We start from the raw sequence: 12,264 nt of genomic DNA, 5'->3' as shown, positions 1-12,264 counted from the left end.
TAAATACACTTGGCACCGCGGCGATCTTCTCAATCATATCCGCCTGTATGCGCCCTGGCGGTCAGGCGGCGCTGCGCAGCCCCAGCAATTTTCGCGCTTCCTGCCAGGTGGCAACGGGGCGCTCATACTTTTCGCAGATTTCAGCCGTGCGTTTGACCAGTGCGGCATTCGATGGCGCGAGGGTATTGCGGTCAAGACGCACGTTGTCTTCCAGACCGGTACGCGCATGACCGCCGTTTGAGATCGCCCAATCGTTCAGAACGCTTTGGTTCGCCCCGATTCCGGCAGCACACCAGGCTACATCTTCGCCAAACAGCCGCTTCACGGTCTTGAGATAGAAATCGAATACCTCGCGGTCGGCGGGCATCGCGTTTTTGACCCCCATCACGAACTGGATATAGGGCGTATCCTTGATCTGGCCCTTCTTGTGCATCTCGGCGGCCTTCAGAATGTGGCTGAGGTCAAAGGCCTCGATCTCGGGCTTGACGTCATGCGTGATCATTTCCGCCGCAAGCCAATCCACCAGATCTGGCGGGTTCTCGTAGACGCGGCTGGGAAAGTTGTTTGACCCAACCGAGAGCGAAGCCATGTCCGGACGCAAGGGAAGCATACCGCCCCGCGCCTGCCCGGCACCGGAGCGACCTCCGGTCGAAAGCTGGACAATCATGCCGGGGCAATGCTTTTCCAGCCCTTCCTTCAACGCTGCAAATTTGTCGGGATCACTGGTGGGCGTTTCATCGTCATTGCGCACATGGCAATGGGCGATGGTCGCCCCCGCCTCGAATGCGGCCTGGGTGCTTTCCACCTGTTCGGAAATCGTCACCGGCACCGCCGGGTTGTCCGCCTTGGTCGGGACCGATCCGGTGATGGCCACGCAGATGATGCAGGGTTTGGTCATGTCATTGCCTCAAATATCAAGAAATATGGTCTCGTCCGGGCCTTGCAGGTGGATGTCAAAACGATACTGACCCTCACCTTCTTTCCTGGCGAGCAGGGTCGGCACGCGGTTCTGATGCTCGATCCCGCTCAGCAGCGGATCCTTGGCATTCGCCTCTGCCTCGTCTTCAAAGTAGATGCGAGTATGCAGGCCGATATTGATGCCGCGTGCCACAATCCAGGCCGTGATATGCGGCGCCTGCATCCGGCCATCCGGCATCGGCACCGCGCCCGGCTTGACCGTGTCAAATATGAACTCCCCCGTTTCCATGTCACCCGGCGACCGCCCCCAGCCGGTAAAGTTCGGATCCGGCGTGCCGCGCGTTTCAATGGCAGAAGCAAAAAGCCCCGCCGCATCGGGCTGCCAGATTTCGATCATCGCATCGCGCAGCGGTGTGCCGGTGCCATCGAAAACGGTCCCCTTGATCACGATCTCCTGACCCTGGACCGGGCCGGTCTTCATGGTGGTTCCCAGATCGCCACCGTAAATCCCGATCCCGGTAAAGTTCGGTGTGCAGCCGATATGCACATAGGGGCCCGCCGTCTGGCTGGGGCTTTCCCTGAGGTAGTCGAGTTTCTGTACCATGGTCAAAGTCCCTCCACCCGGTTTTCGAAATAGGTCTGCCGACGGCCCCGCAGAACGATGTCGAACTTGTAGGCCCGCGCATCCATGGGAACGGTACGGTGCATGTCCAGCGGCGCGGTCAGCTGATCAATCGCTTCCTGCGATTTCAACACACCGACAATCGGGCAAAGCGGGATCATGGGATCACCCTCAAAATACATCTGGGTGATCAGGCGCTGGGCAAACCCGTGGCCAAAGACCGAAAAGTGGATATGCGCCGGGCGCCAGTCGTTCATCCCGTTGGGCCAGGGGTATGGCCCCGGCATCACGGTGCGGAACTCATAAGATCCGTCCTCGTCCGTGATCGTGCGTCCGCAGCCGCCAAAGTTCGGATCAAGTGCTGCCTGGTATTTTTCCTTCTTGTGGCGATAGCGCCCCCCGGCATTGGCCTGCCAGAATTCCAGCAGCGCACCCGGCACGGGGCGGCCCATTTCATCCAGCACCCGACCATGGACAATGATCCGGGGGCCAATCGCGCTTTGCCCCGGTTGGGCAAAATTGAGGATCAGGTCGTTGTCGAGATCCCCGAGGATGCCATGCCCGAACACCGGCGAGGTTTCTTCACTGAGCGTGGTGGGAAAGGATAGCAATGCCGCTTGCGGGCTGCGTTTGACGCTGGTCTTGTAGGGCGGTGTCAGCGCGTCGGGCTGCCAGCCACGGTCGCGGGGAATAAAACCTCCGGTCTTGGGTCCAGTGCTCATATCTCAACTCCCAGTTCGGCATAGGTCTGTTTGGCAAGCTTAATCGCATGGTTCGCCTTTGGCACGCCCGCATAGACAGCCACATGCATAAAGGCCTGCAAAACATCGCGCGGCTCGGCCCCGGTGTTGCGGCTGGCGCGGATATGCATCGGGATTTCCTCGAAATTCCCTGTCGCCGCCAGCAGGGCGAGCGTCAGCATGGATCTTTCCCGCCGCGAGATCGTGTCATCGGCCCAGACCGTGCCCCAGGCCCCTTCGGTGATCAAATTCTGGAACGGCGCGTCGAAATCAACCTTGGCCGCCTCCGCCCGGTCCACATGGGCATCACCCAGCACCTCGCGGCGAACCCGCATCCCGGTTTCATAGCTTTCTGACATGGCACTCTCCCTGATCCGTTGGCGCAGCTTAACCAATCGAAAGGTGCATTCAAAATGAGAAAATATGCGCTATAAGTTCCAGTATGGAATTTAAGCGCACCAAGCAGATCAAAATGCGTCACCTTTCGGCCTTTGTCGAAACCCTGCGCGGCGGCAGCCTCAAGGCGGCGGCGGAACGGATGTTCCTGACCCAGCCCACGGTATCCAAGACCCTGAGCGATCTCGAAACCATCCTTGGTGTCACCTTGCTGACCCGTGGCCGGGGCGGGGTAAGCCTCACGCGCGAGGGCGCGGTGTTTCGGCAATTCGCGGAACAGGGGCTTGCCGCCGTCAGTCACGGGTTGGCCAGCCTGGATGCGCTGAGTGCCGGCCGTGCAGCGCCCCTGCGCATCGGGACCCTGCCGTCGGTCTCTGCCGACCTGCTGCCGGATGTGATCCTGCGATTTGCCGCCCTGTCACCCGCAACGCCGGTAACTGTCGTCGAAGGGCCAATCACGGATCTGATCAACGGGTTGCGCGCGGGCGATTTTGACCTGCTGATCGGACGCATGGGACCACCGGACCGCATGACCGGCCTGACCTTTACCCAGCTCTATTCAGAAAAGGTCATCTTTGCCGTGGCCAGGGGTCACCCAAGGTCGGAAACCACGGACGCCGCCGCATTGGCCGATCAGCGCATCCTCTATCCACCCCCCGGCGCGGCAATCCGGCCCCTGGTTGACCGGTTCATGATCGAACGCGGCATCGCAGGCTATTCACATCAGATAGAGACTGTTTCGGGCGCTTTCGGGCGCGCCATGACACTTGGCGCGGCTCAGGCAATCTGGATCATCAGCCAGGGAGTCGTGGCGGACGACATTGCAGCAGGCCGGATGCTGGCCCTGCCCATCGACACCGACAGCATGTCGGGGCCTGTCGGCATCATGGCCCGGGCGGAGGAGGAACCGACGCCGGCCATCCGGCTGTTCCGCCAGGCCCTGCAGGAAACATCAAAGCGCAGCGACAATATCTGAAGGTCGCAATCACGCCTTTTCACCACAGCGTGACATTGACCGTTCACCGCTTGCGCTAACCCCCATGCGCGTTCAGCCTTGTGCGGACAGAGCGGACTCATGGAGGTGAAAATGAAGAAGCTGACGCAGGTCAAGGCATTGGTCCTGGGCGCATTGATTGCCGTCGGGCTGGTGGTGCAATCGGGCAGCGCAAGGGCTGCGGGCACCGAAACGCTGACAGTTGCGGGTGGTTGTTTCTGGTGCGTCGAAGCCGATTTCGAATCTGTTCGCGGCGTCAAGGCAGCCGTGTCCGGTTTTGCGGGCGGCACCACGCCGAACCCGACATACAAACAGGTTACTGCAGGCGGCACCGGCCATTACGAGGCGGTTCAGATCACATTCGATCCGGATGTTGTCAGCCGCGACAGCCTGCTTGCCATGTTCTTCCGGTCGGTCGACCCGACAGATGCAGGCGGTCAGTTCTGCGACCGCGGCGACAGCTACCGCACTGCGATCTTCGCGCAGGGTCCAGCGCAAAAGGCAGCGGCGGAAATGGCCAGGGCGGATGCGCAAAAGCAACTGGGCCAGAAGGTCGTCACGCCCATTCTTGGGGCTGTGCCATTCTACCCGGCCGAGGCCTATCATCAGGATTATTACAAGAGCAGTGACAGGCTCGCCTTCAGCAGCGTCGGCATCGGGGTGAAAAAATCCGTGGCTTACAAGCGGTATCGCGCGGGTTGCGGTCGGGATGAACGAGTCAAACAGCTTTGGGGCAGCGCGGCACCCTTCGTTAGCTAAAGCGCCCCGCCTTTAACTTGAATCGCCGATACCCTGCTGCGCTTCGCGCTCTCGGGACATCGGCGATACGGAGTGTATCAGGTTAAAGGCGGGACGCTGTAGGGTCAGCTCCCGAAATCGTGGTCCTGGATATCCTTGAGGTCCGGGATCACATCGGCAGTGCCCTGCCGGGCCACCATCAAAGCGCCGGCCTTTTGCGCAAGTTCAATCGCGTCGGGCATATCCTTGCCCCGGTCCAGCGCCGCAACAAGATAACCGGTAAAGGTGTCCCCCGCGCCGGTGGTATCCACGACGTCGGTCTTGAAAGCCGGAAAATCGCGCTGTGTCCCGTCAGTGCCGGAAATCCAGCGGCAACCATCCGCACCCAGGGTGACGATGATGTCAGCGATCGGCAAATCGCCCAGCGCGGTGCCGGTTGCCTGCTCCAGCTGCGCCGCCTCGACCGCGTTCAGGACCAGCAGATCGACATGCTCGATGATCCGGGTCACGCTGTCGGCCTTGAAGGGCGCGGCGGCATAGGCGACCCGCATCCCCAGCAGCCTGGCGGTTTCTGCGGCAAAGATCTGGCCCAGTGTCTCGTTCTGCATCAGCAGGAAATCACCGGGCGATGCCTCGGCCAGCGCCGCGCCGATCATCTGGTCGGTGACCATGTGATTGGCACCGGGGAACAGCACGATATTGTTTTCGCCCGCCGCATCGACGTTGATGTTTGCATGGCCCGTCGCCGTGTCGATCACGGTGATATGCGCCGTTTCGACCCCGTATTCCAGCAGCCTTGCCAGCGCCCAGGTGCCATCCTGACCCACGGCGCCGATGTGCATGACCCGCGCCGCAGCACGCGCGGCGGCAACGGACATGTTCGCGCCCTTGCCACCCAGACCCTGGTGAAAGCCGGTTGCAGCTATCGTTTCTCCCGGCCCGGGCAGATGCGGCAGGTTGTAGAAATTATCCGCATTGATCGAGCCGAGATTCCAGATCATTCGCCGACCTTGCAGGCCGCAAGAATGGCCATGTTCAAAATGTCGTTGGCCGTCGAGGTGGTGGAGCAGATCTGAATGCTCTTGTCCAAACCTGTCAGGATGGGGCCGATCACCGTGGCACCCGCCATTTCCTGCATCAGCTTTACCGAAATGCTGGCGGAATGGCGCGCCGGCACGATCAGGATGTTCGCGGGGCCGGTCAGGCGCGAGAACGGATATTGCTTTTGCGCATTCGTGTTCAGCGCCACATCGACGGTCATTTCGCCTTCGTATTCGAAATCGACACCCCGAGCGTCCAGGATCTCGGGCGCAAGATGCATCTTTTCCGCCCGTTCAGAGACCGGATAGCCGAAGGTCGAGAAGCTGACAAAGGCCACCCGTGGTTCCAGCCCCATGTGCCGCGCCACGGCGGCGCCGCTTTCGGCAATGTTGGCCAGGTCATTCTCGTCCGGCCATTCGTGAACCAGCGTATCGGCAATGAACACGATCCGCCCCTTGTGCAGCAAGGCGGTAAAACCGGCGGCCCCGTGTTCCGCATTGGCCTCGAACACGTGGTTCAGCCGTTCCAGCACATGCGCGGACTTCCGGGTGACACCGGTGACCAGACCGTCGCCATGCCCATGCGCCAGCATCAACGCGCCGAACACATGCCGGTCGCGGGCCGCGAGACGATGAATGTCCTTGCTGTCAAAGCCACGCCGCTGAAGGCGCCGGTACAGAAAGTCCTTGTAGGTGCCCAGATGCTGCGTGTTCGCCGCATTGATGACCTCAAGCTCGCGCACCGCGTCTTCCATGCCGGCCGCTTCCAGTTTCTCCTTCACGTCCTGATCGCGCCCGACGACCAGGGCCTTGCCCAGACCGGCACGCTGGTACATCACCGCCGCCCGCAACACCCGCGGATCGTCCCCTTCGGCAAAGATCATCCGGGCCTGGTTGTTCCGCGCCCGCGCGTTGATGCCCCGCAGGATGTTTGCCGTCGGATCCATCCGGGACTTCAGGTTCAGCTCATAGGCATCCATGTCGATGATCGGACGGCGGGCTGCCCCGGTGTTCATGCCGGCCCGCGCGACGGCGGGTGGAATACGGTGGATCAATCGGGGGTCGAACGGGGTCGGGATGATATAATCGCGTCCGAAGGTCAGCGTCTTGCCATAGGCCACCGCCACCTCGTCCGGCACATCCTCTCGGGCGAGGTTGGCCAGCGCATGGGCACAGGCAATCTTCATCTCGTCGTTGATCGCGCGGGCATGAATGTCGAGCGCCCCGCGAAAGAGATAGGGAAATCCAAGGACGTTGTTCACCTGGTTCGGATAATCGCTGCGCCCCGTGGCCACGATGGCATCCATGCGAACGGCATGGGCCTCTTCCGGTGTGATTTCAGGATCGGGGTTCGCCATTGCGAAAATCACCGGGTTGTCCGCCATGCTTTCGACCATCGCGGGTGTCACCGCGCCCTTGACGCTGACGCCCAGGAACACATCGGCCCCCTTCATCGCCTCGTCGAGCGTGCGCAGCTTGGTATTCGCGGCATGGGCCGACTTCCACTGGTTCATACCCTCGGTGCGGCCCTGATAGATGACGCCTTTGGTGTCGCACATGATGCAATTGTCATGTTTGGCACCCATCGACTTGAGCAGTTCAAGACAGGCGATACCGGCCGCCCCTGCACCGTTCAGCACGATGCGCACATCCTCGATCTTTTTCCCCGACAGATGCAGCGCGTTGATCAGACCTGCAGCACAGATCACGGCGGTGCCATGCTGGTCATCATGGAACACGGGGATGTCCATCTCTTCCTTGAGACGCTGTTCGATGATGAAACACTCAGGCGCCTTGATGTCCTCAAGGTTGATCCCGCCAAAAGTCGGCCCCATCAGGCGCACCGCGTTGATGAATGCTTCGGTGTCTTCCGTATCAAGTTCGATGTCGATGGAGTTCACATCCGCGAACCGTTTGAACAGGACGGATTTGCCCTCCATCACCGGTTTGGACGCCAGCGCGCCCAGATTGCCCAGCCCCAGCACGGCGGTGCCGTTTGAAATCACCGCCACAAGGTTGCCCTTGTTGGTGTAATCATAGGCCGTTTCCGGGTTCTGCGCGATCGCCTCGCAGGGCACTGCAACACCGGGCGAATAGGCAAGGCTCAGATCGCGCTGTGTCGTCATCGGGACGGTCGCGGTGATCTCGAACTTGCCCGGACTCGGCTCAAGGTGGAACGCTAGTGCTTCTTCGGAGGTGATACGATTGTTTGACACAGACAGGGCCCTTTGGATTTTCTGGGACTAATAACCGTGAATTGACCCATGCACAATCTCGGCCCGAACGCTCGCTCAGGCGATGTAACGCACCCATTCATGGTTTTTGACAAAGGCGCTGTGCCGTTCCGGGAAATCGGACTTCAGCCGGGACAGCGCCCAGCGGATCACCTGCGGGCGTTCACAGCGGTTTGCGCACCAGATGATCCTGATCAGGGTTTGCCAGCGGGTCGGGTCGGCCTTGAAGGATTTGTCCAGCGCGACAAGCTCTGATTTCGGCTCGTCCAGCTCCTTGTGGCAATCCGCCTTCAAGATGCAAAGCTCGACATCTTCGGTGACCATGTTTGCATGTTGCTCCAGCACCGCGACAGCGCGGGCGGCAGACCCGGCCTGAAACAGCCGCCGCGCCAGACGCCCCACGGCATCGACGGACTTCAGGTCAGGTACATGGCCAAGGATGCTCACGACAAACGCCATGATCTGCGCAACCGCCGCCTCGGAAACGGCAACAGGGACAATGGAATCCTTGCTGAAATGTGGCTCTACCAAGGGGTCTTCGGCGTTGAAATCCGCAAAGAAGCTGATGTACCTGCATTGCGATGCATTGGCGAGCGGCCAGAAATCGCCCCATCTGAATTGCGCCGTCTGCAGGGTTCCGATCTCGATGACATGGGCATCGGGATTGGCAAAAAGCATGTTCGCAAACCCCGCACCATGATAGGAAATCATCACCTCGGCCCGCGCCATCAGCGCAACCTGTTCAAGGGGGTGCAGGTTTTCGAAAACGACGTACTCAAAGTCGAAAAGCCCAAGATGCTCCAACAGCAGGTCCTCGCCTGCCATATGTCTGTCACGGCTTTGCCGCGAGTCCCGTCCGACGAAGAACCGCCTGGGCAGATGCGGAAACTCCTCACCCTCTATCGCCGCCAAAGCACGGTCGCGCAGGGCAAGCAACATGCTGCTGACCGAATTCATCGCCAGGTTCGCATTGGACCTGGTGTTCAGCAGATCTTCGTCCTGATCAACGGCGGCAGGCGCAAGCGCCGCGATCCCCGCCAGCATCTCTTTTGGCATCTGCGCATGGCCACCAAGGAAATCATATGCGGTCAGGACCCTGTCATACTCCTTTGGCGCACGTTCGAAAAAGACCCGCCCGGTATATTCGGGGAACAGCGCCTCGACGAAGGCTTCGGTAAAGGGGCGGTGTTTTTCCTCGGCGTTGGGGAAGTGGAAGTAAATGTTTCCCTGAAAATCCAGACCATCCAGCAGGGTCAGCTGTGGCAGTGCTTCCGTCAGGAAATGATAGAAATTGAACGTGTTCCGGCATTCGATCGCAAAGGGAACATCAGGCTCTAACACGGCTGAATACAGCGGTATCTCCCGCGACGCATTGGCGCTGCGGCATTCTGCCAGATAGGCGTCCAGCATCATGTCCACGTCAGATTCCGCGTCTTCGTTTTCCCAACGATAGCGGTTGATCAGCCGCGTCCCGGAGGCCCCGCTCAGCAACAGGCGATCATGCGCCATGATATAGGATTTGCGAAAACTGGCCTGTTCCAGCACGACCGGCACCGCGTTGAACTCAATCGCCTTGCGAAAGACCTTCTGCTTTTTCGTCACGGCAAGGAATGAAGAAATCTTTTTGTTGATCTCTTCATGCGCGCTGGCTGCGAAACCCTCGATGACCGCACGGGGCATCGGCCGCCAGATAAATTCCGGCTCACGCAGCAGGCTGATCCCCTCGTCCACCCATGGATTCAGGAACAGGGTCTCGGGCGGAAATTTCAATTCGATCTTGTTGCGCAAGGATCGGCGTCTTTCTGCGGCGTGGATGTTGCCAATGTTTCTAGCACGCCTGTTCAACCCGTCCACCGCGAAGGATCACGCCGCCCCTTTCGTTGTGCGACCTGTTTTTGTACAGACACACAATAAAGGGAGAAAACCTGGTGAGCAGCGAAAAAGTAACGCCGATGATGGCGCAGTACCTGGAGCTGAAGGCGGGCTACGCCGATGCGCTGCTGTTCTATCGCATGGGCGATTTCTACGAAATGTTCTTTGACGATGCCGTCGCGGCGGCGGAGGCGCTGGATATTGCCCTGACAAAACGCGGTAAACACGCGGGCGATGACATCCCGATGTGCGGTGTCCCCGTCCATGCGGCCGAAGGATATCTGCTGACCCTGATCCGCAAGGGGTTTCGCGTTGCCGTCTGCGAACAGATGGAAAGCCCGGCTGAGGCCAAGAAACGCGGCCACAAATCCGTCGTGAAACGCGATGTCGTGCGCCTTGTCACCCCCGGCACGCTGACAGAGGAAACGCTGCTCGAAGCGCGGCGCCACAATTATCTTGCCGCCTTTGCCGAAGTCAGGGACGAAGCGGCGCTGGCCTGGGTCGATATCTCCACCGGTTTCTTTCAGGTAATGGCCCTGCCCGCCGTCCGGCTTGGCCCGGAGCTCGCCCGCCTTGCCCCCGCCGAACTGATTGTCTCCGAGTCGAGGGAAGCGGACTATCGCCATCTGGAAACGGAATTCGGCACCGCCCTGACCGGCATCGCGCGCTCCGCCTTTGACAGCACAAATGCCGAAAAGCGGATTTGTGCGCTCTATGAGGTGGGCACGCTGGACGCCTTCGGCAGCTTCACCCGTGCCGAGGTCTCGGCGATGGGCGCGCTGATCGACTATCTGGAGATCACGCAAAAGGGCAAGCTGCCGCTCCTGCGCCATCCGCAAAAGGAAAGCGAGGCCCGCAATGTCCAGATCGACGCGGCCACGCGGCGGAATCTCGAACTGACCCACGGGCTCGGCGGCGGGCGCGCGGGATCGCTGCTGGCGATCATGGACCGCAGCTGCACCGCTGGCGGCGCAAGATTGCTGGAACGTCGCATTTCCAGCCCTTCGCGCGTGTTAGAGACGATTTCGCAACGGCTGGAGGCAGTGTCATACGGCTATGACAACACCCATATCACCCGGCAAATCAGGGACAGCCTGCGCAAGGTGCCGGATCTGGACCGGGCACTGTCGCGCCTGTCGCTCGACCGGGGCGGACCAAGGGACCTTGCAACCATCCGGAACGGGTTGGCCGAAGCCGCCCTGCTGGCCGAAGCCCTGCGTGAACAGGATCTGCCCCCCTTGCTGGCAACGGCAGTTGACGGGCTGAACGGCCATGACAGCCTGACCGACCTGTTGGATCAGGCCCTGATTGCAGAGCCGCCCCTGCTGGCAAGGGACGGTGGATTCATCGCCCCGGGCTATCACGCCGAACTGGATGAGGCGCGGCAGCTGCGCGACGAAGGGCGCAGTGTCATCGCGTCCATGCAACAGAATTATGTCTCTGACACGGGGATTTCCTCGCTCAAGATCAAACATAACAACGTCCTGGGCTACTTTATCGAGACGACAGCAACCCATGCGGAAAAGATGTTGTCCGCACCACTGTCAGAAAGGTTCATCCACCGCCAGACCACGGCCAATCAGGTCCGGTTCACAACTGTTGAGCTGTCCGAAATGGAGACCAGGATCCTCAACGCGGGCAACCACGCGCTGGAAATTGAAAAGCATCTGTTTGAAGACTTGAAACAGGCGGTTCTGAACCATGCCGCCGGAATTGGCGTGGCGGCCTCCGGCCTGGCGGAAATTGATCTGGCCTTCGGTCTGGCCGATCTGGCGCAGGCGGAAAACTGGGTCAGGCCCATTGTCGACGATTCACGCGCCTTTGACATTTCCGGGGGCAGGCACCCGGTGGTCGAACGCGCCCTGCGGCAACAATCCGGCGATCCCTTTGTCGCAAATGACTGCGATCTGGGGATCGACGGCGATGGCGCGCATATCTGGCTGCTGACCGGGCCGAACATGGCGGGTAAATCCACCTTCCTGCGCCAGAATGCGTTGATCGCACTGATGGCGCAAATGGGCAGCTTTGTACCTGCGGACAGCGCACATATCGGCCTGATCAGCCAGCTGTTCAGCCGCGTCGGTGCCTCCGACGATCTGGCGCGGGGGCGGTCCACCTTCATGGTCGAAATGGTCGAAACCGCGGCGATCCTGAATCAGGCAGATGATCGCGCCCTTGTCATCCTTGACGAGATCGGCCGCGGCACCGCCACCTATGACGGCCTGTCCATCGCCTGGGCCACGCTGGAATACCTTCATGACGCCAACAAGTGCCGCGCCCTCTTCGCCACCCATTATCACGAGATGACGGCGCTTTCGAACAAGCTGGACGGCGTCGACAATGCCACGGTTGCGGTCAAGGAATGGGAAGGCACGGTCGTCTTCCTGCACGAGGTCCGCAAAGGTGCCGCGGACCGGTCGTATGGGGTTCAGGTGGCGCAGCTTGCAGGACTGCCGGAAACCGTGATCGCCCGCGCCCGCGTTGTGCTTGAGGCCCTGGAAAAAGGCGAGCGCGAGGGTGGTGCCACCCAGAAAACCCTGATCGACGACCTGCCGCTGTTCTCGGTCAACCCTGCCCCGGCACCGGTGAAACGCCAGAAATCCGAAGTTGACGAACAACTTGCCGCGATCATCCCCGATGAGCTGACACCAAGGGAAGCGCTTGATCTGCTCTACAAACTGAAAGAGGCGGCCAAAACCTGACCGCCCCT

At 60.5% G+C, this 12,264-nt stretch carries 10 protein-coding genes; 3 read left to right on the top strand and 7 right to left on the bottom strand.

Going from position 1 to position 12,264, the window contains the following annotated elements:
• Positions 1–61: 61 nt before the first annotated feature.
• The 4 genes from O4H53_RS09430 to pcaC are packed head-to-tail and all read right to left on the bottom strand — an operon-like array spanning position 62 to position 2,639.
• Entirely contained in the window at positions 62–898 is an 837-nt protein-coding gene (locus tag O4H53_RS09430; RefSeq protein ID WP_269363226.1) for a 3-keto-5-aminohexanoate cleavage protein, read from the bottom strand.
• A 9-nt stretch (positions 899–907) separates the two neighbouring features.
• Entirely contained in the window at positions 908–1,522 is a 615-nt protein-coding gene (gene pcaG, locus O4H53_RS09425) for a protocatechuate 3,4-dioxygenase subunit alpha (protein WP_269363224.1), read from the bottom strand.
• A 2-nt stretch (positions 1,523–1,524) separates the two neighbouring features.
• Positions 1,525–2,262 (bottom strand): protocatechuate 3,4-dioxygenase subunit beta, encoded by a 738-nt coding sequence (gene pcaH, locus O4H53_RS09420; RefSeq protein ID WP_269363222.1) that lies wholly within the window; start codon positions 2,260–2,262, stop codon positions 1,525–1,527.
• Positions 2,259–2,639, bottom strand: coding sequence for a 4-carboxymuconolactone decarboxylase (gene pcaC / locus O4H53_RS09415; protein ID WP_269363220.1), 381 nt, complete (start codon positions 2,637–2,639; stop codon positions 2,259–2,261). Before pcaC ends, pcaH begins: the two co-directional genes overlap by 4 nt.
• Positions 2,640–2,722: 83 nt before the next feature.
• Between pcaC and pcaQ the strand changes: the two genes are divergently transcribed.
• Together pcaQ and msrA are read left to right on the top strand one after the other, a co-directional pair.
• Positions 2,723–3,652 (top strand): pca operon transcription factor PcaQ, encoded by a 930-nt coding sequence (pcaQ, locus tag O4H53_RS09410; protein ID WP_269363218.1) that lies wholly within the window; start codon positions 2,723–2,725, stop codon positions 3,650–3,652.
• Positions 3,653–3,763: 111 nt separating this feature from the next.
• Positions 3,764–4,429 carry a peptide-methionine (S)-S-oxide reductase MsrA gene (gene msrA / locus O4H53_RS09405; RefSeq protein ID WP_269363216.1) on the top strand — a complete coding sequence of 222 codons (666 nt, stop codon included), beginning with the start codon at positions 3,764–3,766 and terminating at the stop codon, positions 4,427–4,429.
• Between the two features lie 104 nt (positions 4,430–4,533).
• Here the strand turns inward: msrA and O4H53_RS09400 are convergent, their stop codons facing one another.
• The 3 genes from O4H53_RS09400 to O4H53_RS09390 all read right to left on the bottom strand — a co-directional run bounded on the left by O4H53_RS09400 (position 4,534) and on the right by O4H53_RS09390 (position 9,470).
• Complete coding sequence (locus O4H53_RS09400) at positions 4,534–5,409, bottom strand: ribokinase (RefSeq protein WP_269363215.1); 876 nt, start codon at positions 5,407–5,409, stop codon at positions 4,534–4,536.
• A complete protein-coding gene (locus O4H53_RS09395; RefSeq protein ID WP_114274029.1) occupies positions 5,406–7,664 on the bottom strand; it encodes an NADP-dependent malic enzyme in 2,259 nt (752 codons plus the stop codon). Before O4H53_RS09395 ends, O4H53_RS09400 begins: the two co-directional genes overlap by 4 nt.
• Before the next feature lie 75 nt (positions 7,665–7,739).
• The gene (locus O4H53_RS09390) at positions 7,740–9,470 is read right to left on the bottom strand and encodes a glycosyltransferase 61 family protein (RefSeq protein WP_269363213.1); all 1,731 of its coding nucleotides are present in this window, start codon (positions 9,468–9,470) and stop codon (positions 7,740–7,742) included.
• Positions 9,471–9,634: 164 nt separating this feature from the next.
• On the opposite strand from O4H53_RS09390, the gene mutS reads away from it, so the two are divergent.
• Positions 9,635–12,256 carry a DNA mismatch repair protein MutS gene (mutS, locus tag O4H53_RS09385; protein ID WP_269363353.1) on the top strand — a complete coding sequence of 874 codons (2,622 nt, stop codon included), beginning with the start codon at positions 9,635–9,637 and terminating at the stop codon, positions 12,254–12,256.
• The last annotated feature ends 8 nt before the right edge of the window (positions 12,257–12,264 follow it).

The organism is Sulfitobacter sp. G21635-S1 (assembly GCF_027213915.1).
Lineage (GTDB): Bacteria > Pseudomonadota > Alphaproteobacteria > Rhodobacterales > Rhodobacteraceae > Sulfitobacter.
This window is presented reverse-complemented; position numbering and strand designations above follow the sequence as displayed.